The following is a 25,663-nucleotide window of genomic DNA, read 5'->3' on the forward strand; positions in this document are numbered from 1 at the left end:
AGGGGGCTCATGGCGTCGCTCCATCAAAGGCTTCCGCCACCAGGGTGCGGCTGACGGCAAAATCGGGGTTCGGGCTACTGCCGGCATCGGGCTGGCCACAGCGCCCTTCGCTGCTGAATCGGTATCCGGTTTGGGTCCCGCCGGCCGCACTCACCGGCACCTTGTTGCAGGTGACGATGGCCTGACAGCCCGTCAGTCCCGCATCGGTGAAACTGAGACTGGTGCTGGCGGCGCATTGCTGCCCTTGCCACTGGCCATTGGGATAGAGTCGATAGAGGGCAATTTCCAGCCCGCTCTGGGCCGCCATCAGGGCACGCACACCGCGCACCTCCACCGTGTGCTTCTCACTGCTGTCCACCAGGAAACGCCCCATGGCCGCCGCCAGCAGGGCCATGATGACGATGACGAAGAGGGCGATCAGGATGGCGCTGCCCCGCTGAGACCTCACCATGGAGGGAGTGTCAGGGCGCATTGAGGGTCTCCAGCTTGTGGTGGAAGACGACGCGCTCGTCGCGCTGCTCGAACTCCAGCCGCAGCCCCACCTCGCTCTGGTTGAAGGCGGCGGGTTCCCGATAGAAGTAATAGGCGGCGGGACGAATATGCTCCGCCATCAACTGGGTGGTCTCGCTGCTGCTCAGGGTGTCGTCCAGGGGCATGGCCATGCGCCAGAGGCTGCCCCCTCTCACGCAATAGAGCACCTGCTGGTTCGCAAAATAGATGCGCTGCCCCGGCGAGTCCTTGACGAAACCGTTACTGAGAGTCAAGGGCAGTGCGCCCGATACGTCGCTGCCCACATCGGTGACGCGGGCGGTACAGCTTCCCTGCAGGCAGCCCTGATTCAGGAGGCCCGTGCTCGCGAGGGGATACACGATGGCAAGATCCTCATTTTTCTTGGGGAGCACGGATGGCGTGACTATGCTGAGCCCAGTGCTGGCCACAGAGCCCAGATAGCGACTGGCGGTAGCGATGGGCCAGAACCGCAGACAGGCCCCCTGCTCCTGGGCACCGCCCCCTTCGTCCTCGACCCGCACCGAACCGGGGACCGCGTCGCGCACCTCGCGATTGAGCCGCTCCAGGGCGAAACGGGCATCGCTCATCAGTTGCTCGCGGCGGCTGGCATCTCCGTAGATCTGGGTACCGATGCCGATAAACTGGCTGGAAAATGTCGCCATCACCCCGAGCAGCAGGATCACCATCACCAGCTCCACCAGGGTGAAGCCCCCCTCACGCCCGGGTCGAACGCGGTCACGGGCGAGTCTGGCACATGGCTGTTCCCACGCGGCATCACGGGAATGTGGCTTGCCCATCAGTAGTTCCCCCGATAGAGGCCGAAGACCAGCTCGCTCCCGTCCGGCAGGCGCACGGTCAGGGTGATGCGCTTGCCGATGGACTCGGCTCCCTCCCCCGCGCTGCCAAAGAGGGTATCCGGCACTACCGCGATCTTCACCTGGTAGCGCCGATACTCCTCTTCGCTGCTCGCGGCCGAGGCCTGGGTAAAGTAGCTGGCGTCCACCCAGCGGCCTGCCGTGTCGAAATCGTCCACGTCGTTGAACGTGTAGGGGCGGGTCTCGCCACCATCGGGGCCATAGTCGGCGCTCGCCGTGCAGGGGGGATAGGTGAAGACGGGCACACCAGCCGTCTCGCCACAGCGAAAACGGCCGCCGTTGTGATCGGAATGCTCGTCGAAAGACTTCTCCAGCATCTCGCCGAGGATGCGCTGGGCGAGCTGGGCGGCGCGTACCTGCTGCACCGGATCCACCGCCTGGGGAGCCTGATTGATAAGAAGCCCCAGGATGCCGGTCAGGGCGACGGCCAGCAGCACGATGCCGACCACGAACTCGACCAGGGTGAAGCCGCGGCAGATCTTAGGGGATCGCATGGATATAGCCTTCCGGCTCGATGCGCAGCCGGGCACTCTCCTGGCCGCTGCTGACCGCCAGTTCACAGCCGTTGATGCAGCCAGGCCACAGGGGCCTGCCGCTGCGCTTGTCGAAATGGAATGTCCCCTGGGGGGAGAATTGCAGGTTGCCGGACGCCTGCACCAGGCGCCCGCGACTCTGCTCATTCCCACGCCAGCCTGAAATGGGGGCAGGCGCACAGCTCGCCCCGGTCAGATGGCCAAAACGCCCCGCCTCCAGCACCAGCTGGGTGCAGCGCGCGTCCCCTTCCTGCATGTTCATGGTCTGCACCAGCCGCAGCCGGGCCACCAGCTCGTCACGCAGGGTATGGGTTTCAAAGCCGCCTTTGCCCAGCCATTTAGGCACGGCAAAGGCGGCCAGAATCCCGAGCAACAGGATCACGATCACCAGTTCAATCAGGGTGAAACCCTTCTGCATAAAGACCCTATTAAATGAAAAATGAACGGGGCAACTTAAGATGCCCCGTTCATTTAGACGTTATTTACAGGTTGCCAAAGAACCTGACACAGCGGCAGTCGCTGTAGAGGTGGAGGTGGCTGCGGTATAGACAACATAGCAACCATCACCCTTGGTATTTGTCGGATAGAACTTTGCGATACCACCAGCGTCGGTAGAACCCGCGCCACTGATCGCCCAACCGTCCAGGCTGACCGCTTTCACAATACCGTCAGCATTTGCAGTCGGGTAACCAAACAGAGTGGTGACAGTACCGCCAGCAACAGAGACATTCTTCACGGTAGAGGATGCCTCAACACCTTCCAAGGCAGCCTTGCTGTACACCAGACCAGAAGCACTTTGCAGTGCAGCTTGTACACCCTGTGCCGCAGCGGCCTTGGCATCATCCTGCAGATTCAGGAACTTGGGTGCGGCGGTGACCGCCAGAATGCCCAGAATGATGATCACGATGACCAGTTCGATCAGGGTAAAGCCCGATTGCTTTTTCATTACGTCTTTCCTCGGTTTATCAATTGATATGGGTGGTCACCTGGCCGGAGGCCGGGCGATAACTGAAACTCATGAACGCATCCGTGCTCCCTTGCGGGTCCTGATAACGTCCATCACTTCCCTTGCTCAGGCTGTTGACCAGATAGTAACGGCAGACCGAATCCAGTCCATTGTTGCTCACCGTGGCATAGAACTTCAGGTCATTGCCGCTACCGCGCACCTCGTCAAAGCGGGCAGTAGCCTTGGGAGGATTCTGCAACAACCCCTCCCAAATATTGAGGCAGCGGGCCGCCGTCAGGCTGGCCGGATCCACATCGGGCGTGCCGCTTGACGCCGTGTCCATGGGATACCCGGGAGAGAGCTCGCCATTGCTGACCTGGCTGTCGGTCGGCGTGGTCAGATAGAAACGCGAGCCGTCATAGAGCACGGTGTTGAGTCCATCCTGCCTGGCACGCCCCTCGGCCTCCCACTGGGCCCGCACCAGGGAGACCCCGGTGGCGAAACCGCCGGACACCCCTTCCACGCTCGCCTTCTTCGCCTCGTCGGTCACATCGAGAAAACGGGGCAAGGCGGTGACGGCCAGGATCCCCAGGATCACGATGACGATCACCAGCTCAATCAGGGAAAAACCGGCCATCTGACCGGGCCCCTGGCCGGGTATCACTCTCTTTGTTGCCATGCTGCCTCCGTAATGTTCCGCATTATTTCATGCAGATAGAAAAAAATCATGTCGCCGAGACGCTAGAACGATACTGTTCAAGATTTGTTCAGAAAACTGCCGTCGGCGAAGCGATAGATCAACCAGTTAGCCTCCCAACCAAATTCGCATCCCTCCCCATCCGGGCTAGCCAGCACCTGCAGGGTGGGCATCGACAGCGCCTCCTGGCCGAGCAAGGCCGACCAGAGCCCGCGGCAGTTCTCGGACGGTGACTGTAGCGGCAACACCGCCAGCGGCCAGCCCCGTCCATCAAACTGCCAGGCCCGCCCCTCTGCATGGAGCACGGCGGGGCGCCGCTCATCGAGCCAGCGCCCGTGCAGCCCCTGGACTCGCTCGGCAAACTGCTCCCCCAGCAGGGTCAGGCTGACCGCCAGCGCCTCTTCCCTGTGGCTGCGATAGCTCAGGGCCAGGGTGGCAAGGATGACCAACAGCAGGATGCAGGCGATCAACCGCCTGTAGCCTCCCAGCCAGCGCTCATCCTGCTCGGACTGTCTGCTCATACCTCTCCCGCATCCTGTTTGGCAGTGAAAATAGCCCAGCTCATCACTGCCCCCGCACCGCTCTCATCATGTCCCCCACCAGGAGGAGTGAAGATACCGTCTATTGACCACGCACGGCCCGCATCATGTCCCACATGGGAGTGAAGATACCCAGCGCCAGCACCAGTACCATGACCGCCACTATGCCGATGAGGATGGGTTCGATGCGGGCGGTGAGGCTCTTGAGGTCATAATCCACCTCACGCTCGTAATACTCGGCCGCTTCGTGCAGCAGCTCGTCCACCTGGCCGGTCTCCTCTCCCACCGCGATCATCTGCATCACCAGAGGGGTGAAGAGGCCGCTGGCCCCGGCGGTGCGCAGCAGGCTCTCCCCCCGCTCGATGCCGCCCCGCATGTCGCGGATCTGCCCCGCCATCCAGGCGTTGTCCACCGCATCGGCCACCAGGGTCAGCGCCGTGTTGAGCGGCACCCCGGCCTTGAGCATCATGGAGAAGCTGCGGGCAAAACGGGCAAGCAGGGAGCGCTCTATGATGGAGCCGACGATGGGCAGCCGCAGCTGCCATCTGTGCCAGGTCAGCCTGCCTTTGGTGGTGGCGACCCAGCGTCGCCAGCCGACGACGGCGCCCACCAGGATGGCGAGCAGCAGCCACCAGTAGTGAACGAAGAAGTGGGAGGTGGCCAGCAGGATCCGGGTCGCCAGCGGCAGCTCCACCCCGAACTTGGCAAACATCCCGGCAAAGACGGGGATCACCATGATGTTGAGGATCACCATGGCGACGGCGATGGCAATCAGCACGAAGGTGGGGTAGCGCATGGCGGTCTTGATCCGCTTGCGGGTCTCCAGCTCCAGATCGAAATAGTTGGCGAGCTGCAGGAAGGCCTCCTCCAGCTGACCCGTGTTCTCCCCCACGTGGATGATGGCCACGAAAAGGCTGCTGAACACCTTCGGGTGCGACTGCATCGCGCTCGACAGCGGCCGGCCGTTGGCCAGATCCTCCCCCAGAGCGTGAAGCGCCCGCTTGAGGGGCTTGCTGTGGGCGCTCTCCTCCAGCCCCGCGATGGCGCGCAGGATAGGGATGCCTGCACGGGTCAGGGCATACATCTGGCGGCTGAAGACCACCAGCTCCTCCAGCTTGACGCTCCCTTCCAGCAGCAGCGACCAGTCGATGCTGGCAGACCTGGCCTTGCCGGCCTTCAGCTCGGTGGGCATCACCCCGCGGCGCATCAGCTGCTCGGCGGCGGCCAGCTCGCTGACCGCTTCCACCACGCCGCTGACGGCCTGGCCCTGGCTGTCACGCCCCTTGTAAGCAAAACGGTTCATGGGCGACCCCGGCAGAGTGATTCAGTACGATCCAGATGCCTCATGCGCTACCCCAGGTCCTCGGCCAGCCGGAGCACCTCGTCCACCGAGGTGATCCCCTCGCGGGCATAGTCGAGCGCCGTCAGGGCCAGGGGACGGTAGTGCTCGTGCGCCCGTGCCGCTCGGGCAAACCCCTCGGCATCGTTGCGGCGCAGGGCATCCATCATGGGTTGATCCAGCTCCAGCAGCTCGTACACCCCGATCCGGCCCGCGTAGCCGGTGAAGTTGCAGCTCTGGCAACCCCGCCCCTTGCGATAGCGATGCTGCCCCGGCGCTTCACCGGAAAGCACGGAGAGCCAGGTGGCCTGCCCCTCGTCCGGCGCCGTCTCGCAGGCGCAGTGTTCACACACCCGCCGCACCAGGCGCTGGGCCACCACGGCCCGCAGGGCGCTCGCCACCAGATAGCCGGGCGCCCCCATGTCGATGAGACGCAGGGCGCTGGTCACGGCGTCGTTGGTGTGCAAGGTGGTCAGCACCAGGTGGCCCGTGATGGCACCGCGCAGGCCGATCTCCACCGTCTCGTTGTCCCGCATCTCCCCCACCAGCAGGATGTCCGGATCCTGGCGCAGGGTGGAGCGCAGCACCTGGGAGAAGGTGAGCCCTATCTTGGGATTGACCTGCACCTGGCTGATGCGGGGCAGACGGTACTCCACCGGATCTTCCACCGTGATGATCTTGTGGCTGGCCTGGTTGAGCTCGGAGAGGGCGCCGTAGAGCGTCGTGGTCTTGCCGCTGCCGGTCGGGCCCGTCACCAGGATCATACCGTGAGGGCGTTTGAGCTGACGACGAAAGCGGGTCAGGATGGCGGGTGGCATCCCGGTCTCGGCGAGCGACAAGATGCCGGAGGATTGATCCAGCAGCCGCATCACCACGGACTCGCCATATTGCACCGGCATGGTGGACATCCGCACATCCACGTCGCGGCCGCGCACCTTCATGTTGAAGCGGCCATCCTGGGGCAGACGCTTCTCCGAGATGTCGAGCCCGGCCACCAGCTTGAGGCGCAGCACCAGCGCCTGGGCGATGCGCACCTCGCTCAGGATGTTCTCGTGCAGCACACCGTCGATACGCTGGCGAATGCGCAGCACCTTCTCGTCCGGTTCGATATGGATGTCGGAGGCCCCCACCTGTACCGCGTCCTCGAACAGGGAGCGCAGCAGCTTGGCCACCGTCGCCTCCCCCTCGTCGGTTGCGGCATTGAGGCTGCCAGCCCCCAGCTCGAAGCCGGTCTCCTGGTGCTCTTCGTGCAGTTGCACCGCGAAGTTCTCTATCTCCCGGGTGCGGCGATAGAGGCGGTCGAAATACTCCAGCAGCTGGCCTTCACGGGCCACGGCCAGCACCAGCTCCCGCGGGCTGAGCAGGGCGGCGATGGCGTCGAGGGCGCTCAGATCCGCCGGATCCGACATCACCACGGTGACCTTGTCGTCGCTCAGGTTGACGGCCAGCGCCCGGTAGCGACGCGCCTGCACCTCGGGCAACAGCGCCACGGCCGAGACGTCGATGGTGAGGTTGTTGAGATCGAAGAAAGGCACATCCAGCTGACGGGCGAGGAAGGTCAGCAGTTGCACCTCGCTGATGAAGCCGAGATCGATGAGGGTGGTCCCCAGCTTGCGGCCGGTCTGGCGCTGCTGCTGCAGGGCGAGCTGCAGCTGATCATCCGAGATGATCTGTTCCTGTACCAGCAGGTCGCCTAGGCGCATTTTCAGTCTGGGTTGTGCCATTGTTGCTCCGATCTCTGTTGCTTCACGCCCGCTGCCTGGTCCGATGGCATGGGCTCATCGAACTGCCGTTCTATCAATGGGTCAGTTGGCCAATTCGTTGTTCGAGCCATTGGGTGGAGGCCTCCCCCAGATTGCCGTGCAACTGGGCATTGCGATAGGCATCCAGTGCCCGCTGACGGTGTCCCTGACCATCCTCCGCCACCCCCAGTCCCAGCCACCAGCGCCCCTGATCCGGCTGCTGGCGCAACAGCCTGACGTACATCTCGGACGCCTGGACAGGCTGCCCCATCTCCTGGGCAAGACCGGCCCAGGTGGCGTAATAATCCAGATTGCTGGCGATATCGGGCTGATAGCCGGTGAGCCAGTCCAGCGCCTTCTGCCGATCCCCGCCGCTGATGGCCACACGGGCCAGCAGCAGACGCAGGTCCGCCTGCGCGGGATCCAGCCTCAGCCCCTCTTCCAGCACCTGGGCGGCCTCGGTCAGCCGTCCGGCGCCATAGAGCAGGCCCGCCAGCTGTTCCCGCGCCCCCTGGTTGTGGGGATCGTGGGCCAGCACCTCGTAGTAGCCATCCTGCGCCTCCTCCATCCGTCCCTTGGCCATGGCCGTGGTCGCCTTGCGCTCGGCCAGGGTGGCCAGCTCGGCGTCGGAGAGTTCCACCGTCTCGATCTTCAGGATCCCGGGTTTGCGCGGCGCGGCGGGTGCAGGCGCCTCTTCGGCGCCCTGCTCAGCAGCCAGTTCGGCATAGAGGTCCGGTTGCAGCTCCTCGTCGCTCGGGATCGTCTCGTCCCCCAGCGCTTCCTCCGGATTGCCCTCATCGGCGAGCACGGCCTCATCGGCCGGAGCCTGCTCGGCTGCGGAGGGGGCCACTCTGGCGGCGGTCGACTCGGCACTGGCGGCGGGCACCTTTGCCACTGGCGCGGCAGAGGAGACCGCCTGCGTGGTGGCCACCACCGCCAGGGGCGCGGATGGCGCCACCGCAGGGGCGATGCGGGGGGCCTCGACCTGCGCCGCTGGCAGGGAGGCTCGCTGGCTCTGCTGCCAGAAGATCCAGGTGCGCCAGCCGAGGATCCCCAGGGCCAGGGTACACAGCAGGGTCAGCACCAGCATCCACCAGCCTTGCTGGCGCACCGGCGCCACATAGACGGCGGCGCCCTCGGCCTCTTGCTGACGCCTATCCAGATCTTTCAGCATCTGATTGATCACGCTCATGACCAGACTCCATACGCCAGGGCAGTGCCCAGCAACAACAACAGGGGCCACCAGAGGGTGAGACGGCCACGGCGGGCATCATCGGTATCCCGGATGGCGAGCCGGACCAGGGCGCTGTCGATCCGCCGCACACCGCGGCCATAGGCCAGCATCAGGCACTTCTGCGCCAGTATGTTGATGAGGCGGGGAATGCCGCGGGATGCGCGCCACAGCCTGCGCAAGGCGAGGCCATCGAACAGGGCGGCCCCGCGATAGCCGGACACCTGCAGCCGGTACTCCAGATAGGCCCGGGTCTCGTCGAGCCGCAGCGGCCGCAGGCGGTAGGAAAAACCGATGCGCTGGCGCAACTGGCGAAGACGGGGCTGCCCGAGCCTGGCATCCAGCTCGGGCTGGCCGAACAGCACGATTTGCAGCAGCTTGCTGGATTCGGTTTCCAGGTTGCCAAACAGCCGGATCGCCTCCAGGGTCTCGTCCGGCAGGGCTTGCGCCTCGTCGATCAGCACCACCACCCGGCTCCCCTGACGATGCAGGGAGATCAGATGGCGGTGAATACGATCCGTGAGATCCAGCTCGCTCTCCCCCGCCAGCGTCAACCCCAGCTCCAGGGCCAGGGCCATGCGCAGCTCCCCCGGAGTGAGATGGGGGTTGGGCAGCCAGGCCAGGCGCACCGGGCAGGCCTCGGAGCCGAGCTCGCTCAGCAGTTTGCGACAGAGCAGGGTCTTGCCGGTGCCGACCTCGCCGGTCACCTTGATGAACCCCTCCCCCTGGGAAAGCGCCCAGTTGAGCACCTGCATGGCCTCCTCGTGGGGGGGCAGGCCGTAATAGAAACCGGTGTTCGGGGTCAGGCCGAAGGGGGCCTCCCGCAGTCCGAAGTGACTCAGATACATGCACCCTCCCGGCCAGAGTCCAGGGCGCGCAGCCGCAGACAGCCCCGGATCAGCGACATGGCGCCACCGCCGTCGGGCAGGGCAGACTGGCGACAGCCGGGAGGCGCCGCCACATGGGAGAAGGAGTGCTCAACAGGCGCGTCATCCCGGATCAGCCCTTGGGGGGATACCATTTGTCGAGCAGCTCCGAGGAGCGTTGCAGCTCTTTCTGCCAGGTGTCCTTTTCCACCACGGTGGGCTTGAGCAGGATCACCAGCTCCACCTTGCGGTTGCTCTCCCGGCGGTTGGTGAAGGCCTCGCCGACCCAGGGGATGTCACCCAGCAGGGGCACCTTGCTGACAATCTCCTGCCTGTCGGTCTTCATCAGACCACCGATGACGATGATGTCCCCATTGTTGGCCTGCACCACGGTATCGGACTCGCGGATGGAGCTCTTGGCCAGCGGCAACACCAGGGGATCGGCGGTGCCGACGTTGATGGTCTTGCTCTGCTCTTCGGTGTCGATGACGGAGGGGTGGATATGCAGCAATACCTTGCCCTGCTCGTCGATCTGGGGCGTCACGTCCAGGGCTATCCCCGAGAAGAAGGGGGTCAGCTCCACGTTCGGGGTGACGATGGGGGCCGAAGTCCCCGAGGTGGTGGTGGTGGTCGAGGCGTTGGTGACGAAGTATTCGTCCGTCCCCACCTTGATCACCGCTTTCTGGTTGTTGGTGGCCGTCACACGCGGGCTGGAGAGGGTGTTCACATCCCCCTGGGTCTTGAGCAGGCTGACCGCGACGTTGAAGTTGCCATCAGAGATGGTGAAGCCGGCGCCGCCCCCCAGAGCCCGGAAGATCTGGTTGGGGGTCGAAGCGATGGGGCTGTCCATGAGGGAGCCGCCCCCCGTGATGCCCTTGCCGCCGTCCCAGCTTGCGGAGAGGCCGCTCCAGTCCACCCCCTGCTCGTAACCCTCGTTGAGGGACACTTCCAGGATCCGCGCCTCCAGCACCACCTGGCGCTTGAGGTGTTCGCCGGACTGGTCCAGGAACTCGCGCACCGCCTTGAGCTCTTTGGGATAGGCACGCACCGTGACCAGGCCCGCCTGGGGACTGGTGATGACGGCCCGCCCTTCCCCTGTGCCGATCAGGGTCTGCAGGGCATCCCGCAGATCGGTCCAGTAGTCGTTGTTGCTGTCCGTCTCGATGCGGGTGCCGTTGCTGTTGGTGTTGTTGTCACCGCTGGCGGTGTTGCCCTGGCTGTTGTTGTTGCCGCTGTTGTTCAGGCCGTTGTCGAAGTTGTTGTTATTGCCATTGTTGTTGTCGTTGGCCGTCACCCCGCCTGTGCTCACCGAGGTACGGGAGAGACCGCGCCGGGCCATCATCAGGTAGTTGACCGGAATGGTCTCGGTGCGCAGACCGGCGGGATAGACGTGGAACACGTTGCCCTTGCGCTGTACGTCGAAGCCGTACATGTCGCCGACGGTCGCCAGCGCCTCCTGCAGGGTCACATCCTTGAGCTCTACCGAAATGACACCCGCCACACCGGGATGGACCGCCACGCTGTAGCGGGAGCCCTTGAACAGGGAGCCGAAGAACTCCACCGCGTCCACGTCATGGGCCGCGATGCGCATCCGCTTCTCGGGAATGGTCATCGGCTGCTGAGGACGATTGAGCTGCAACAGCTCGCTCTGCACCGAGGGCGGCAGGGAAGTCAGGGGGGCGGTCGGGCTCTGCTCGCTCATCGCCTGCTTGAGTGCATCTTTGGCCTGTACCGGCTCGGGGTGACGATAGGTAGTGCAACCCGCCACCGCCAGCGCGAGGGGAAGCAGACAAAAAGGGTGTTTTTTCATGTTATTCGTGCACCTGACTCGCTATGAAACTCGACAAACCTGGCCCGCACCATCCCGTGCGACACCCACTTCACATCCGGATCTTGCTGCCAAACAGGGTCAGTGTCTGGCGTTTGCCCGCTTTTTCCAGCACCACGCTGTCGGCGCTGATCCCCACCAGCCGGAATCCGTTGACCTGCTGGCCGACCCGGTAGCTTTGACCGTCGAGCACCGCCAGGGCAGGCCCGCTCCCCAGGATGACGCTCTGCAACCTGGGCAGACCGGCCTCCTTGGCGACACTCGCCGCCGAGCCGGATCCCGCCAGGGGCAAGGTGGGATCCTGCAGCACCTCGGCCTGGGCCTGCAGCGCGAGCAGGCTCCCCCACAGGGCCAGCCAGCGCCAGGATGGGAAGGCAAAAATGCGGGATCCCGTCCCGCCGACATGCCGCTTAACCACGGATGAACTCCTTGCTGGTGCTGAGGGTGTAGATCTCCATCGCTACCGCCGCCTTGGGATGCTCGACCACCCGGTAGTCAAAGCCCTTCCAGTAGAAGTGCCGAGGCAGGGCTTCGAGCGCTTTCAGGTACTGGTAGACATCGAAATAGCCGCCCTCCAGCTGAAGCCGGATGCCGTGCCTGAACAGGTTCACCTTCTGCTCCCCGGCCATCAGCGGCTCGGGTTTGAGGGAGGTGAGCGCCAGCATATGCAGGTTGGCGGAGCGGGACAACAGGGCCTCCAGCACCGCGGGCATTTCGTGGGCGGGGATCAGATCCACCGTCTGAGCCAGCAGCTCGGCATCCATCTGGCGCAGAGTGGTCTCGACACCGGCGAGCTGCTCGCGTACCTGGGCATCGGGATCCCGCCCCAGCCTGGCCTGCTTGCCCTGGTTTTCCAGGGTCAGGATCTCCAGATCCCGCTGCGCCGCAGCCAGGGCCTGCCGATCCTGGTCCAGCCGGGTGTCGGCGTCATCCAGCCAGCCATAGATGCCCATGGCCCCGAGCAGCACGACCCCGGTCAACAGAATGAGGATCCGCTCACGCAGGCTGAGGGCTGCGATCTGCTGCGCCCATCCCTGCCATTGTGCCTTCATGTCCATCAGGGAGTCTCCCGCGCTATGCCACTGAGCTGGAAGGCAAGCTGGCCCTCCTTGTCCCGACTCAGGGTGAGCTCGCCAAACTGCTTGCCCGCCAGGGAGGGGGTCTGCTTGAAGCGGTTCACCCAGGCGGGCACGTCCTGACTGCGTTCGGCCACGCCCGCGAGGTTGATGCGCCCGTCGCTTATTTCGATCCGTTGCAGGGAGAGGCGGGGATCCCGCAGGCGGGCCAGGTCCGCCATCACCCCCGCATAGCCCTGGGATTTTTGCAGGGAGAGGTGGCCAAGCTGCTGCATCAGCGCCTGTTTGGCCCCCAGCTCTTCCCGCTTGTCGGCCAGTTGCCGCTGCAAGTCTGCATTCGCCAGATGGCGCGCCAGCTCCGCATCGAGACGCCTGGCCTCGCCGCGCTGCACGTCGAGCTGTGCCCGCACGCCAGCCAATTCACGATCGAGGCCCTGCTGTTGCCAGCCATAGAAGAGGGTGGCCCCCAGCAGCAGCACCAGGACGCCGCCCCAGACCAACGCCATCTGGGGCAGGCTGGCCCACAGGCGTCTTGGCCGGAATTCGGCGCCATAGAGGTTGATATGGTGTTTCATCAGTCGCTCCTGCCCAGGGCCGCGCCATAGGCACTGAGGTATTCGACTCCTGCCAGTACCGCCTTGTTTGCCATGGCCGACACCGGGAAACCGAATGTCTGTTCCAGGTGACGCACCAATACCCCCATGGCGGAGGAGGCGATGGCCAGTTGCAACTGGCCGGGCTCGGGCAGCTTGAGATGGCCGGCCAGATAATCGATGGATCGCTGGATCTCCAGCGCCAGCGCGTCGAGCTGGTCGGCATCTGGCTCATGGCTGCCGGTGAGGCTCGCAAATCCGCGCAACTGGCGGGAGAAACAGAGTCCGCCCCGATGGAAGACCAGCAGTTGCAGCTCCTGCCCCCGGGGTTGCCAGAGCAGCATGCGCACCATCTGGTCCGCCTCGTAGAGGGCCGTCATGGCCAGCTCGTCACTGACGATGGCCTCCAGGGTCGCCGCGCCGTTGACCGCATCCGCCACCTGTTGCACCCGGCTCTTGGGCATGCAGACAACGTTGATGCGCGGACGCCCGGCAGGGGGCGTCGGCAGGTCCACATAATCCATGGCGAGCTGCAACACCGGCTCGTTGACGAAATCCTTGATAGCCCAGGGCAGGGCCCCCGCCATCTCGGCATCGGGGACGGCGGGCTTGTCGATCTGGATCTGCTGATAAAGGCTGGCCGCGAGGGCCACCCGCACCTTAGACTTGGCCAGACCGTGCCGGGAAAACAGCTCGGCCAGGGCCTTGGACCAGTCGTGGGGGCCGTTGACAGGCTGGCTGGCAAACACAGGAACGGGGTCCACGCAGGCCAGCAGAATGCGATCGCTGGCCAGCAGGATCCCGACCTGATGGCTGGAGGGAGAACGCCTGAACAGTGACTTCATCTGGATCTTCACCTGGCCGCGTAAAACGGACTAAACCTTAACATAAACAGGCTATTAGCCTCCAACTTTATGACAAACGATGCATCGACGGCCACGCTGGCACCCACGGGAGACGATCCCATGGCTCCCCTTCAGCTCCCCTCCCCCCTGCACCGGATCCGGCATCCTCTGCTGGCCGCCCATGACGTCACGCTCTGGTGCAAGCGGGATGATCTGATCCACCCGACCCTCTCCGGCAACAAGTGGCGAAAGCTCAAATACCATCTGCAACAGGCACAGATGCTGGGCAAGGGCCACATCCTCTCCTTTGGCGGCGCCTACTCCAATCACATCCACGCCCTGGCCGCAGCAGGACTCAGACTGGGACTGCGTACCACGGGCATCATACGCGGTGAAGGGGATACCGTCAGCAATCCCACCCTGAAAGCGGCCAAAGGCTGGGGCATGGATCTCGTTTTTGTCGACCGGCAGGACTATCGCCGGCGCCAGGATCCCGAATGGCTTGCCCGGTTCGAGGATGACGACACCCTGCTGGTACCGGAAGGAGGCAGCAGCCCGCTGGCCATCCCCGGGGTGGCCGAGCTGGTCGACGAGGTGCCCTTCTCGCCGGATCTCTGGGTGCTGCCCTGCGCCAGCGGCGGCACCCTGGCGGGGCTCATCGCGGGCAAGCGGGCGCAGGAGCAGATCCTGGCCATCGCGGTGCTCAAGGGGGCCGACTTCATCACCGGCGAGGTATGCCGGTTGCATCCGGCAGCGGCCACTACTCCGGGCTGGCGCATTGCGCTGGATCACCACGACGGCGGCTATGCCAGGTTCAGTCCGGCACTCTGGCAATGGGTGCAGGCATTCAGTGCCGAAACCGGCTTGCCGCTGGAACCCATCTACAGTGGTAAGGCGATGTGGGGGCTGTTTCGCGAACTGGCGGCAGGCCGCATTGCGCGCGGCAGCAAGATCATCTTCATCCACACAGGTGGCTTGCAGGGGCTGGCGGGCCTGGAGGAGCAGGGCCGCCTGTCACCCCGGCCGGGGCGCTAGTCAGGCAGGTTGAGGGGCTCGGGGTCGGCAAACCAGGGACCTTGACCGGCATGCACGCCTAGGTGTCGCAGCATCTTCCACTCGTCGCCACTCTCCACCCCCACCGCGATGACCCGGGCCTGGGTATTGGCACAGCCCCCCACCAGACTGCGTACCGCCATCTGGTTGACCTGGCGCAGGTGGATCTCCCGCACCAGGCTGGGGTGCAGCTTGAGGAAGTGGATCTCGAACTCCTTGATGTACTGGGTGCTCACCACGTCCTGGCCCGCATGATCGATGGCAAGCCTGCACCCCAGCATGCGCATCGCCCGAAGCGGCCGCTTGAGGGCTTCGTAGTGGCGGGTCACCTGAGACTCCGACAACTGCAGGATCAACCCCTCGTTGGTACTGCGCGGCAACTGGAACAGCTCGAAGAAGAGCTCGCGCTGGAACTCGCGGGTGAGCAGGTTCTGGGCGCACAGAGAGAGGCTGATGGGGCAGCTCGATGCCGGTCGCTGGCGCAGCAGTCGCAAGGCTCGGGCCACCACCAGCCTGTCCAGCGGCAGCAGCAGACCGGCCTTCTCCGCCATGGGCATGAAGACCCCCGCCTGCAGCTCCCGGCCCTGCTCGTCGTGAAGGCGGATGAGCAGCTCCTGCTGCAACACCACCTGATCCCGCTCCTGCTGCACAGGCTGGACGTAGAAGTCGATGCCCTGCTCCTCGATGCGACGGCTGATCAGGGTGCGCCAGCGCACCGTTCCCTTGCTGCTCGCCTCCTCGTTGAGGGATTTCTCGAACAGGAACCAGCCGCTGTGTCCTTGCAGGCGCGCGCTCTTGAGCGCCAGCTCCGCCTCTTCCTGCACCTTGAGCAGGGAATCCTGTGCTTGATAGCAGACCGCACCGAGATAGACGGCGGTGTCGGCATTGACCGCTTCGGGCCAGTGCAGTCGTTGCAGACTCTTGAGCAACTGGCTGGCGCCGTCCACCATCTCGCTCTCTGACATGTTCGGCAGCAGCACGGCAAAGACCTGACCGGCATAGCGCGCCTGCAGGGCTCCGCTGTGCTTGCGCACGAAGGCGGCGATGGTGGCGCTCGCCTCCATCAGGAGTTCCTGGCTCGGGCGCCCGCTCAGCTCGGGATCCAGCTCCTCCAGACCGGCCAGCTCAATCAGCAACACGCCGCCGCTGATCACGCTTGCCTCCATGATGGCGCTCTCCAGCCGGTTGTCGAAGAAGAGGCGATTGCCGATGCCCGTCGTCTTGTCGACGAAGGCGTTGCTGCGGATGAAGTTGTCGAAGCGGCTGCGCTCCTTGCGGGCGTCGGCCAGCTCGGTCAGCAGATGGGTGAGGGCCTGACTGGCCGAGACAGGCCACTCTTCGGCAGGATCATGGGCCAGCTTGGTCAGCTTGCCATCCAGGATCAGCTGGGCACGCTCCGCCAGCAGCTCGGCACCGCGCAACTGCTGGCGGAGCCAGCGGATGGAGTACCAGAGCCCGAACACCACGATGAAGATACCCAGAGAGATGCCGAACATCGCCTTCATGGAGTACTCGAACTCCTTGAACGGCCTGTCCAGCTTGAAGTCGGCCCGCATCCCGGCCTGATTGGGGATCGCCTCGCTGTAGGCGATCAGCAGACTCTCGTCCGTCTGCTGCTGCACATCGCGAAACCAGTAGACTCGCTGCTTGTCCTGACGGATCTCCAGCTCCACCACATGGGAGGCCCGCAACAGGGAGGGCAGCCAGCGGGCAAGGGCTTGCTGGTCATCGGTCACCCCGAGCTGCTTGTCGATGATCTCTACCAGGGAGTCGACCCGGTTCTGCTGCAGCTCCATTCCCATCTGGCGGAAACTGAAGACCCCGCCGAGCATCACCATGGCCATGGCCGAGATCACGCACAGCGTAATAAAAGAGACGAGTTGAGTGGTCAGTTTCATGTGCCTTTCCGTAGCCGACAGCATCCATAGGGCATCATGGTATCAGCCCAGACCAAACGCCGCCTATGGATGAAGATCCCGCTTCTGCAAATAAGCGGGCGGATGCGTCATGCGGCGCCGTTGTGCGGGCCGCAAAACAGGCATCAAGGGAGAGAACGAGGGGACACAGGCTGAGGAGCGGACAGAAAAATGGTCCCACAACGGGGACCAAAAGAAACACTCATATCAAAACTAACACTCTGTGCTACTGACAAAAATAGATACAGGAGTATTGAACACACGGTGAGTCAAACCGCACCGCTACTTTAGCCACTTCAGATAAGCTGGACAATTGTCATTTATGACAGGTCAGCGATTGAATCTTGTTCAGGTGTGTAGCCATATCCTTTATTTATCAATTAATTATCGTTTTTGTTCCAAGTGTGACCAACTTGGCTCAAATCGATGCAGCTAATGCTATGATGCTTGAGTCTCAATCGGGTTGTTTCATTTCATGGAAGAAGGATGCCCACCATGTCTGCACGATCTCCGTTATGGATTCCTCTGGGCCTCTTCTGTGTGCCCCCGCTGCTGATGCTGTTGCTCACCCCCCTGTTGAGCGACAAGCTGGCTCACCACCTGTTGCAGACAAAGGAAAGGGCTCTGCTCGACTACCAGCAGGAGCGCAACCAGCTCCTGGATCACGATGTCCCCGCTCAACTCGCCCACTTTGCCTTCGATTGCGGCCCCAAAGACATGGCGCTGCTGCGCTCACCCCAGTATTACAACCGCCATATTCGCCTGGCCGGCCTGCAGCTTGCCAACGGGAGCGGCTGCTCCACTCTGGGCCCCGCCCTCCCCCAGCTTGCCGACGCCGGCATACCGGTCTCCCCCGACTTTCATATATCCAGCACGGCCCCCATGTTCGATACCGAACGCGAAACCCTGGTCTATGCGAGGCGCAACGGCAATCTGGCCTATTGGGTACTCGACAGCAGCTGGAGCCATGAGCTGCTGCGCACCCCCTGCAACGACTGTTTCTACCTGGAGTTCAACCACAAGCACCCGACCCAGTCCGGGCTCTTTTTCCCCCGTGGCAACAAGCACATTCGAGAAGAGGCACACCCGATGCGGCTGCTCAGTTTCGATCCCCAGCATCAGGTGGAACAGACCCTCTGGGCTGGCGAGGCACTGAAACGCTACGCCCGCTCACAGATACACCGTGATGGCCTCTGGTCGGCCGGGGCGCTGGGGGCGCTGCTGGCGGCCCTCTACTGGAGCCTTAGAAACTACCGGCGCTCCCTCAAAGGATTGCTGCAAAGAGGGCTGGCTCGGCGGGAGTTCATCCCCTTCTATCAGCCCATAGTGGACAGCAGAAACCGAAGGGTGGTGGGCTTCGAGGCCTTGCTGCGCTGGCAGCGAGGACGGGATCTGGTGTCGCCAGGCACCTTCATCGCCTATGCAGAGGAGCAGGGGCTGATCCTGCCGATGACGGATCAACTGCTGGAGCGCATCCTGGCGGATCTCCCCGTCCTGGCCCCGCACCAGTGGGTCAGCGTCAATCTGGTGGCGGGCCATATCGAGCAGCCTCGTCTGCGCACCCAGTTGCAGCGCCATGGCTGGCCCTCGCCGGCCCGCCTCACCTTCGAACTCACCGAGCGGGATCCCATCAAGCACATCCAGGGGGCCATGGCGGAGATCGCAGCCCTGCAGGAGAGGGGCTATCACTTCAAGCTGGATGACTTCGGCACCGGTTATGGCGGCTTTGCCTACTTGCAACGGCTCGGCATTCGCCAGATCAAGATCGACAAGATGTTCGTGGATACCATAGGCACGGACGACCTCAAGCGCAGCGTGCTGGATGCCACCATCGCCTTCGGCCTCAAATCGGGCATGGAGATGATCGCCGAAGGGGTCGAAACCCAGGAGCAGGTGGAATACCTGCATCGCCACGGAGTCCACCTGATCCAGGGCTACGTCTATGCCAAGCCCATGCCCCTGAGCAAACTGAAGATCTGGCTGATGGCATGGCAAGAGGGCGAGACAACCAGCCCCTCCGACCCGCACTGAGGCGGTATCTGCCCCGTCTCTCACCCTTTGCAACAAAATGATGCTCCGCATGAGGAGCATCTCCCCTTATCATGGGTCTGTGCACCTTGGGTGCACCAAGTCGCTCCATACCCCGTCGGCCGAGGCCGCCCCGAGATGAGAACCACTGCCTATGAAGTCTTTTATCCGACAAGAGATTGCTCTGCCTGCCGGTCTGCTGACCCTGCTCTTCTTCAAAACCCTGGGGAGCGACCTGCTGGCAGAGACAACCCCCCTTGCGGTCTACCTGCCGGTGTCGCTGGCCCTGCTTGCCATCGTAACCTGGGCCATCTTCTCCGTCGTGCGTCACTCTGACGCCCTCGCCATCAAGCTCGGGGAACCCTTCGGTACCCTGATCCTGACCCTCTCGGTCATCTCCCTGGAAGTGGTGATGATCTCCTCCGTCATGCTGACCGGCGATCCCAATCCCACCATGGCCCGGGACACCATGTTCGCGGTGGTGATGCTGGTCACCAACGGTCTGGTGGGCTTCACCCTGCTGTTTGGCGGCTGGCGCTATCACACCCAGAACTTCAATCTGGACGGGGTCAAATCCTATCTGGTGGCCATCATTCCCCTGGCACTGCTCTGTCTGGTCCTGCCGAACTTCACCCAGGGCGGCACTCTGGGCAGCCTCTCCAAGGCCATGTCATGGATGCTGATCATCATCTCCATCCTGCTCTATGGTGTCTTCCTGCTGATCCAGACCCGCAGCCACAGCCACTTCTTCGTCGACAGCGATCACGAGGATCTCGAGGATCACCACGGCCCGCTGCAGAGCAACGTCTATCACACCCTCTTGCTGCTCGCCTACCTGGTGGTGGTGATCCTGCTGGCCAAGACCCTGGCCATCCCCATCAACTACGGGGTGCACGTGATGGAAGCCCCGATGGCACTGGGTGGCTTCATCGTCGCCTGTATCGTGCTGGCTCCCGAAGCGGTCGGCGCCATCAAGGCGGCCTTCAACAACCAGTTGCAGCGGGCCATGAATCTCTACTTCGGCTCCGTGCTGGCCACCATCGCCCTCACGGTACCCTCCGTGCTCTTCATCGGCTCCCTGATGGGGCAGGAAGTGCGCCTGGGCCTCTCCCCTGCCGACATGGTGCTGCTCATCACCACCCTCATGGTCTGTAAAGTGACCTTCAGCAGCGGCCGCACCCACGCCCTGCACGGCGCCACCCATCTTGTGCTGTTTGTCGTTTACCTGTTCCTGATGTTTGAACACGGATAAGGCTGCCAGCACTCACCCCGTGCTGTTCGTGGTTTATCTGTTCCGGATGTTTGAACACGGATAAAGCCGCCGCCTCTGTCTGCTGCCACTCTGCGCAGCGCGCTTCCGATGGCCCCGACGCGGGGCGCGAGAGACGAAAATAAAAAGACCGCCCCATGGGCGGTCTTTTTTATGGTTGCTCAGGCTCCAATTCAGAGGCTGGGCAGGGTCCCTGCCGGGATCAGGTCGTTGTAGCTGGCACGGCCCAGCAGGGCGGCCGCCGCCTCGATGTCCGGTGCAAAGTACCTGTCCTTGTCATAGAAGCTGACCTCTTCCCGCAGACGGCCCTTGGCCAGCTCGATGAGCTCGGTGGAGCGCAGGGGAGCACGGAAGTCGAGCCCCTGGGCCGCTGCCAGCAGTTCCACCGCCAGGATGCCACGGGTGTTCTCGGCCATGTCCGCCAGCCGGCGACCGGCGAAGGTGGCCATGGAGACGTGGTCCTCCTGGTTGGCCGAGGTGGGCAGGCTGTCCACCGAGGCCGGATGGGCTAGCGTCTTGTTCTCGGAGGCCAGGGCCGCCGAGGTGACCTGGGCGATCATGAAACCGGAGTTCACCCCGCCGTTGTTCACCAGGAAGGCCGGCAGGCCGGACATGCGTGAGTCAATCAGCAGCGCCATACGCCGCTCGGACAGCGACCCGATCTCGGCGATGGCCAGGGCCAGATTGTCGGCTGCAAAGGCCACGGGTTCTGCGTGGAAGTTGCCGCCGGAGATGATCTCCTCATCCTCGGCAAACACCAGCGGATTATCGGAGACCGCATTGGCCTCGCACACCAGCACCTCGGCCGCCTGGCGGATCTGGGTCAGGCAGGCGCCCATCACCTGGGGCTGGCAGCGCAGGGAGTAGGGATCCTGCACCTTCTCGCAGTTGTGGTGGGACATGCCGATCTCGCTCTCCTCCACCAGCAGGTGGCGATAGCAGGCGGCCGCGTCTATCTGGCCGCGCTGGCCGCGCACCGCGTGGATGCGGGCATCGAACGGACGGCGGCTGCCCAGCGCCGCCTCCACGCTCATGGCACCTATGGTGATGGCGCCGGCGTAGAGATCCTCGGCGTGGAACAGCCCCTCCAGCGCGAACGCCGTGCTGGCCTGGGTGCCGTTGAGCAGGGCTAACCCCTCTTTAGGCGCCAGGGCGATGGGCTCCAAGCCCGCAATCTTGAGCGCCGTGGCGGCGTCGATAAGCTCCCCCTTGTGGCGGGCCTTGCCTTCGCCTATCAGCAGGCAGCTCATATGGGCCAGGGGGGCCAGATCGCCGGAGGCGCCGACGGAGCCCTTCTTCGGCACCACGGGGTAGACTTCGGCGTTGATGAGGGTCATCAGGGCCTCCAGCACCGTCAGGCGGATGCCGGAGAAGCCGCGGGCCAGCGAATTGACCTTGAGCACCATCATCAGCCGCACCGTGGCGTCATCCATGTACTCGCCGATGCCGGCGGCATGAGAGAGCACTATGGATCGCTGCAGTTCGTCCAGTTGCTCCACCGGGATGCGGGTGTTGGCCAGCAGGCCAAAGCCGGTGTTGATGCCGTATACCACCCGGTTTTGCTCGATCACCTTGGTGACCACGGCGGCGGAGGCGTGGATCCCCGGCAGGGCGGACGGATCCAGCGAAATGTGTACCGGCTCGCGGCTGACGCGGCGCAGGGTGGCGAGGCAGAGCTTGCCCGGTTGCAGATTGAGTTCAAACATCTTATTTCGCTCCCTTGCCAGCTGTGTTCAGCATCGGCAGATCCAGTTTCGCCTCTTGGGCACAGTTGATGGCAATCTCGTAGCCGGCGTCCGCGTGACGCATCACGCCGGTGGCCGGGTCGTTGCGCAGCACGCGGCCGACCCGTTTGGCGGCGTCATCGGTGCCGTCACAGACGATCACCACGCCGGAGTGCTGGGAGAAGCCCATGCCCACACCGCCGCCGTGGTGCAGGGAGACCCAGGTCGCGCCGCCTGCGGTGTTGAGCAGGGCGTTGAGCAGCGGCCAGTCGGAGACGGCGTCGGAGCCATCCATCATGGACTCGGTCTCGCGGTTCGGGCTCGCCACCGAGCCGGAGTCAAGGTGGTCACGGCCGATGACGACCGGAGCCTTCAGCTCGCCATTCTTCACCATCTCGTTGAAGGCCAGGCCCAGGCGCACCCGATCCTTGACGCCAACCCAACAGATCCGCGCCGGCAGGCCCTGGAAGGCGATGCGCTCGCGGGCCATGTCGAGCCAGTTGTGCAGGTGGGGATCGTCCGGGATCAGCTCTTTTACCTTCTGGTCGGTCTTGTAGATGTCTTCCGGGTCGCCGGAGAGCGCCACCCAGCGGAACGGGCCAATGCCCTCGCAGAACAGCGGGCGGATGTAGGCCGGCACGAAGCCCGGGAAGTCGAAGGCATTCTTGACCCCCTCTTCCAGCGCCATCTGGCGGATGTTGTTGCCGTAATCGAGCGTGGCGGCGCCGCGGGATTGCAGGGTCAGCATGGCTTCGACCTGACGGGCCATGGAGCGGCGAGCCGCCACGTTGACCTCGTCCGGTGCGTTCTTTTGCAGATCGCGCCATTGGGCCACGCTCCAGCCCTGGGGCAGGTAGCCGTGTACCGGATCATGGGCGGAGGTCTGGTCGGTCACCACGTCCGGCGTGATGCCGCGAGCCACCAGCTCGGCGAAGACGTCGGCGGCGTTGCCGAGCAGGCCGACGGAGACGGCGGTGCCGCTGCGTTTGGCCTCCTCGACCATGGCCAGCGCCTCATCCAGGCTGTGGGCCTTCTTGTCGACGTAGCGGGTACGCAGACGGAAATCGATACGGGTCTCGTCGCACTCCACGGCGATCATGGAGAAACCGGCCATGGTGGCGGCAAGGGGCTGGGCACCGCCCATGCCACCCAGGCCCCCGGTCAGGATCCAGCGCCCTTTGGGTTCACCGTTGAAGTGCTGGTTGGCCACCGCGAAGAAGGTCTCGTAGGTGCCCTGCACGATGCCCTGGGTGCCGATGTAGATCCAGGAGCCAGCGGTCATCTGGCCGTACATCATCAAACCCTTTTTATCGAGATCGTTGAAGTGCTCCCAGTTGGCCCAGTGGGGCACCAGGTTGGAGTTGGCGATGAGCACCCGCGGCGCATCCTTGTGGGTCTGGAACACCCCGACCGGCTTGCCGGATTGCACCAGCAGGGTCTGATCGTCCTCGAGCCGGGTCAGCACCTCGACGATCTTGTCATAGCAGGCCCAGTTGCGGGCGGCGCGGCCGATGCCGCCGTACACCACCAGGGACTGGGGATGCTCGGCAACATCCGGATCCAGGTTGTTCATCAGCATCCGCAATGGCGCTTCGGTGAGCCAGCTCTTGGCGGTCAGCTGGGTGCCGTGGGGAGCACGGATCACGCGGCTCGGATCGTGGCGGGGATCCTGGTGTTGTACAGACATAGACACTCCTTGTTTAGCGATGCAGTCAGGCGGCGCGGTGCGCCACTACTTGGTCAACTGGTGAACCAGGCGCGCGGCCACGCGGGCACTGCGATTGTCCTGATCCAGGTTCGGGTTGTACTCGGCCAGATCGGCGAGCCTGAGCTTGCCGCTGGCCCGGATATGGGCGATAAGCGGTTCGATGACCGCCAGCTCCACGCCGCGAGCGGCGGGAGCACTCACTCCCGGCATCACCGCCGCCGGCAGCACGTCGAGATCGATGGTGAGATAGAGGTGGTCGCAACGGGCGATGAAGGCATCCAGCCCGCTGAGCAAGGCTGGCAGCTCGGTCGGCATCATCGCTTCGTCCAGCACGTGCCAGACTCCCAGCGCCTCGGCGCGGGCAAAGAGCGCCGCGGTATTGGCGGTTTCGGCCACCCCGAGACAGGCATAGTGAAAGGGGGTGCCCTGGGCGGCGCATTGCTCGGCAATCTGGAAGAAGGGGGTGCCCGAGCTCGCCTGCTCCTGTTTCATGCGCAGATCGAAGTGGGCGTCGAAATTGATGATCCCGACCCGCCCTTCGCCGCCAAGATGACGGTTCAGGCCGCTCCAGCTGCCAAACGCCACCTCGTGGCCGCCTCCCAGCACCAGGGGGAAGTGCCCCTGATCCAGTGCACTCGCGACCCGCTCGGCCAAGCGCCCGTGGGCGGCATCGAGATCGCCGTCCTCACAGGCCAGATCCCCGCCGTCATAGACGGGGGCGCCCAGGTGCCAGGCCGTGTTGGCCAGCAGCTTGCGCACCGCCAGCGGTGCACCGGCCGCACCGACCCGCCCCTTGTTGCGGCGCACCCCTTCGTCACAGGCAAAGCCGAGCAGTACCACGCCGGGTTCGCGATTCCCCTGCCAGGGTTGCACCCTGTCGTGCCAGCGCAGGGCCAGCTCGCCGTCTTCGGGATCCTGACGCCCCTGCCAGACCGACATGTCGATCCCGTTGAACTTATCCATGAAGGGTTTCCTCCCCGTTGACCACACGGCTCACCAGCTGATCGACACCGATGAGGTAGCTGAGCTCGGCCGGATGGCCGCAGTTCCAGACAAGGAAATCCGCCAGCATGCCGACCTTGAGCTGCCCCAGCCGTTCCTGCTCGCCAAGCGCCCTGGCGGCGTGGCGGGTCACCCCGGCCATGGCCTCCACCGGGGTCAGGCCAAACAGGGTGCAAGCCATGTTCATGGCCATGCGCAGGGAGACGATGGGAGCCGTGCCCGGGTTGATGTCGGAGGAGACAGCCATGGGTACCCCCGCCTTGCGCAAGGCGGCGACCGGGGGCAGCTTGGTCTCCTTGAGGAAATAGAAAGCGGTGGGCAGCAGGGTGGCGACCACGCCACGGTGAGCCAGCGCCTGGATCCCGTCCTGATCCAGATATTCCAGATGATCCACCGAGAGAGCGCCGAAGTGGGCGGCGAGCGTGCTGCCCCCCAGGTTGGAGAGCTGATCCATGTGCCCTTTCACCGCGAGGTTGTACTGATCCGCCGCCAGATAGACTTGCTCGGTCTGGGCAAGGGAGAAGCCGATGTGTTCGCAGAAGACATCCACCGCATCCGCGAGACCTGCCTCGGCCGCCGCCGGGATGATCTCCTGGCAGATGGTCTCGACCCAGGAGTCTGGATCGTCGCGATACTCCGGCGGCACCGCATGGGCCGCCAGCAGCGTGGTCTTGACCCGGATGGGCTGCGTCTCTCCCAGACGACGGGCCACCCGCAACATCTTGAGCTCGTCTTCCAGGGTGAGGCCGTAGCCGGACTTGATTTCGACTGTGGTGACCCCTTCCCGGATCAGGGACTTGATCCGCGGCAACGCCAGCTCATAGAGTCGCTCCTCGCTGGCTGCCCGGGTGGCGCGCACCGTGCTGATGATACCGCCCCCCTTGCGGGCAATCTCCGCATAGGGGACTCCCTTCTGGCGAAGTTCGAACTCTTCGGCGCGGCTGCCGGCGAAGATGAGGTGGGTGTGGCAATCGATAAGACCGGGGGTGACCAGCTTCCCCTTCATGTCCTGCCAGGAGGCGGCATAGGGGCCCTTGAGATCCTGCATGGGGACCAGAGCGTGGATCTTGCCATCCCGCACGCCAAGGGCATGGGGCTCCAGCAGGCCGTAGTCCGCCAGATCGGGGCGCAGGGTGGCGGGTGTCACGTTGAGCCAGACACGCTCGCAGTTCAACAGTTCCTTGTTCATACCGACCTCAAAATGTATATACAATAATTTATAGCCGATCTCTGAAAAGAAAGAAAGGATCAAGTTCACATCTTGATAACAGCGGCTTTATTAGAGTGTAAGCACAAAAAAGCCCACCGAGAGGTGGGCTTTTAAATGCTCAATATGTATATA

General features: G+C 63.9%; 25 protein-coding genes. 3 read left to right on the top strand and 22 right to left on the bottom strand.

Annotated features, from left to right (window positions below; translation table 11 throughout):
* Positions 1-7 precede the first annotated feature (7 nt).
* From BGO64_RS14875 to BGO64_RS14955, 17 genes are all read right to left on the bottom strand, one after another.
* On the bottom strand, positions 8-472 hold the full coding sequence (locus BGO64_RS14875) for an MSHA biogenesis protein MshP (RefSeq protein ID WP_286700932.1): 465 nt from the start codon (positions 470-472) through the stop codon (positions 8-10).
* Positions 462-1,307, bottom strand: coding sequence for a PilW family protein (locus tag BGO64_RS14880; RefSeq protein ID WP_103244113.1), 846 nt, complete (start codon positions 1,305-1,307; stop codon positions 462-464). Before BGO64_RS14880 ends, BGO64_RS14875 begins: the two co-directional genes overlap by 11 nt.
* Positions 1,307-1,879, bottom strand: a complete 573-nt coding sequence (locus tag BGO64_RS14885; protein ID WP_214004966.1) for a prepilin-type N-terminal cleavage/methylation domain-containing protein — start codon at positions 1,877-1,879, stop codon at positions 1,307-1,309. Before BGO64_RS14885 ends, BGO64_RS14880 begins: the two co-directional genes overlap by 1 nt.
* A complete protein-coding gene (locus tag BGO64_RS14890) occupies positions 1,866-2,336 on the bottom strand; it encodes a pilus assembly FimT family protein (RefSeq protein ID WP_045522946.1) in 471 nt (156 codons plus the stop codon). Before BGO64_RS14890 ends, BGO64_RS14885 begins: the two co-directional genes overlap by 14 nt.
* A gap of 60 nt (positions 2,337-2,396) precedes the next feature.
* Positions 2,397-2,864, bottom strand: a complete 468-nt coding sequence (locus tag BGO64_RS14895) for a prepilin-type N-terminal cleavage/methylation domain-containing protein (protein ID WP_045522947.1) — start codon at positions 2,862-2,864, stop codon at positions 2,397-2,399.
* 19 nt (positions 2,865-2,883) lie between these two features.
* On the bottom strand, positions 2,884-3,543 hold the full coding sequence (locus BGO64_RS14900) for a type II secretion system protein (protein WP_286700933.1): 660 nt from the start codon (positions 3,541-3,543) through the stop codon (positions 2,884-2,886).
* Positions 3,544-3,620: 77 nt separating this feature from the next.
* Positions 3,621-4,082, bottom strand: coding sequence for a hypothetical protein (locus tag BGO64_RS14905; protein ID WP_286700934.1), 462 nt, complete (start codon positions 4,080-4,082; stop codon positions 3,621-3,623).
* A 100-nt stretch (positions 4,083-4,182) separates the two neighbouring features.
* Positions 4,183-5,403: a type II secretion system F family protein gene (locus tag BGO64_RS14910; protein WP_043154386.1), complete on the bottom strand. Its 1,221-nt coding sequence runs from the start codon at positions 5,401-5,403 to the stop codon at positions 4,183-4,185.
* A gap of 47 nt (positions 5,404-5,450) precedes the next feature.
* Positions 5,451-7,163: an MSHA fimbrial ATPase MshE gene (mshE, locus tag BGO64_RS14915; RefSeq protein WP_042015316.1), complete on the bottom strand. Its 1,713-nt coding sequence runs from the start codon at positions 7,161-7,163 to the stop codon at positions 5,451-5,453.
* Positions 7,164-7,236: 73 nt separating this feature from the next.
* A complete protein-coding gene (locus BGO64_RS14920) occupies positions 7,237-8,373 on the bottom strand; it encodes a tetratricopeptide repeat protein (RefSeq protein WP_286700935.1) in 1,137 nt (378 codons plus the stop codon).
* Positions 8,370-9,260: an ExeA family protein gene (locus BGO64_RS14925; protein WP_286700936.1), complete on the bottom strand. Its 891-nt coding sequence runs from the start codon at positions 9,258-9,260 to the stop codon at positions 8,370-8,372. Before BGO64_RS14925 ends, BGO64_RS14920 begins: the two co-directional genes overlap by 4 nt.
* Entirely contained in the window at positions 9,251-9,433 is a 183-nt protein-coding gene (locus BGO64_RS14930; RefSeq protein ID WP_128296304.1) for a hypothetical protein, read from the bottom strand. The genes BGO64_RS14925 and BGO64_RS14930 overlap by 10 nt, the downstream gene beginning before the upstream one ends.
* On the bottom strand, positions 9,412-11,088 hold the full coding sequence (mshL, locus tag BGO64_RS14935; RefSeq protein ID WP_010672620.1) for a pilus (MSHA type) biogenesis protein MshL: 1,677 nt from the start codon (positions 11,086-11,088) through the stop codon (positions 9,412-9,414). The genes BGO64_RS14930 and mshL overlap by 22 nt, the downstream gene beginning before the upstream one ends.
* Positions 11,089-11,158: 70 nt before the next feature.
* Positions 11,159-11,488 carry a SctD/MshK family protein gene (locus BGO64_RS14940; protein WP_042015443.1) on the bottom strand — a complete coding sequence of 110 codons (330 nt, stop codon included), beginning with the start codon at positions 11,486-11,488 and terminating at the stop codon, positions 11,159-11,161.
* 28 nt (positions 11,489-11,516) lie between these two features.
* Positions 11,517-12,164, bottom strand: coding sequence for a type II secretion system protein M (locus BGO64_RS14945; RefSeq protein WP_128312907.1), 648 nt, complete (start codon positions 12,162-12,164; stop codon positions 11,517-11,519).
* Positions 12,164-12,757, bottom strand: coding sequence for a PilN domain-containing protein (locus BGO64_RS14950; RefSeq protein WP_010672617.1), 594 nt, complete (start codon positions 12,755-12,757; stop codon positions 12,164-12,166). Before BGO64_RS14950 ends, BGO64_RS14945 begins: the two co-directional genes overlap by 1 nt.
* Entirely contained in the window at positions 12,757-13,620 is an 864-nt protein-coding gene (locus tag BGO64_RS14955) for a hypothetical protein (protein WP_041214302.1), read from the bottom strand. Before BGO64_RS14955 ends, BGO64_RS14950 begins: the two co-directional genes overlap by 1 nt.
* Positions 13,621-13,740: 120 nt before the next feature.
* On the opposite strand from BGO64_RS14955, the gene BGO64_RS14960 reads away from it, so the two are divergent.
* Positions 13,741-14,655, top strand: a complete 915-nt coding sequence (locus BGO64_RS14960; RefSeq protein WP_193758469.1) for a 1-aminocyclopropane-1-carboxylate deaminase/D-cysteine desulfhydrase — start codon at positions 13,741-13,743, stop codon at positions 14,653-14,655.
* Here the strand turns inward: BGO64_RS14960 and BGO64_RS14965 are convergent.
* On the bottom strand, positions 14,652-16,571 hold the full coding sequence (locus BGO64_RS14965) for an EAL domain-containing protein (protein WP_010672614.1): 1,920 nt from the start codon (positions 16,569-16,571) through the stop codon (positions 14,652-14,654). The genes BGO64_RS14960 and BGO64_RS14965 overlap by 4 nt on opposite strands.
* Positions 16,572-17,084: 513 nt before the next feature.
* Between BGO64_RS14965 and BGO64_RS14970 the strand changes: the two genes are divergently transcribed.
* Together BGO64_RS14970 and BGO64_RS14975 are read left to right on the top strand one after the other, a co-directional pair.
* Entirely contained in the window at positions 17,085-18,620 is a 1,536-nt protein-coding gene (locus tag BGO64_RS14970; protein WP_286700937.1) for an EAL domain-containing protein, read from the top strand.
* A 151-nt stretch (positions 18,621-18,771) separates the two neighbouring features.
* Positions 18,772-19,869, top strand: coding sequence for a calcium:cation antiporter (locus BGO64_RS14975; protein WP_010672612.1), 1,098 nt, complete (start codon positions 18,772-18,774; stop codon positions 19,867-19,869).
* Positions 19,870-20,060: 191 nt separating this feature from the next.
* On the opposite strand, the gene hutH is transcribed toward BGO64_RS14975, so the two are convergent.
* The 4 genes from hutH to hutI are packed head-to-tail and all read right to left on the bottom strand — an operon-like array spanning position 20,061 to position 25,510.
* A complete protein-coding gene (gene hutH, locus BGO64_RS14980) occupies positions 20,061-21,593 on the bottom strand; it encodes a histidine ammonia-lyase (protein ID WP_286700938.1) in 1,533 nt (510 codons plus the stop codon).
* 1 nt (position 21,594) lies between these two features.
* Positions 21,595-23,298, bottom strand: coding sequence for a urocanate hydratase (hutU, locus tag BGO64_RS14985; RefSeq protein ID WP_286700939.1), 1,704 nt, complete (start codon positions 23,296-23,298; stop codon positions 21,595-21,597).
* 45 nt (positions 23,299-23,343) lie between these two features.
* Positions 23,344-24,282, bottom strand: a complete 939-nt coding sequence (gene hutG / locus BGO64_RS14990; RefSeq protein WP_286700940.1) for a formimidoylglutamase — start codon at positions 24,280-24,282, stop codon at positions 23,344-23,346.
* Positions 24,275-25,510, bottom strand: a complete 1,236-nt coding sequence (gene hutI / locus BGO64_RS14995) for an imidazolonepropionase (RefSeq protein ID WP_039040413.1) — start codon at positions 25,508-25,510, stop codon at positions 24,275-24,277. The genes hutG and hutI overlap by 8 nt, the downstream gene beginning before the upstream one ends.
* Positions 25,511-25,663: the final 153 nt, after the last annotated feature.

It is taken from the genome of Aeromonas sp. 62-46 (assembly GCF_001898585.1).
Lineage (GTDB): Bacteria > Pseudomonadota > Gammaproteobacteria > Enterobacterales > Aeromonadaceae > Aeromonas > Aeromonas caviae.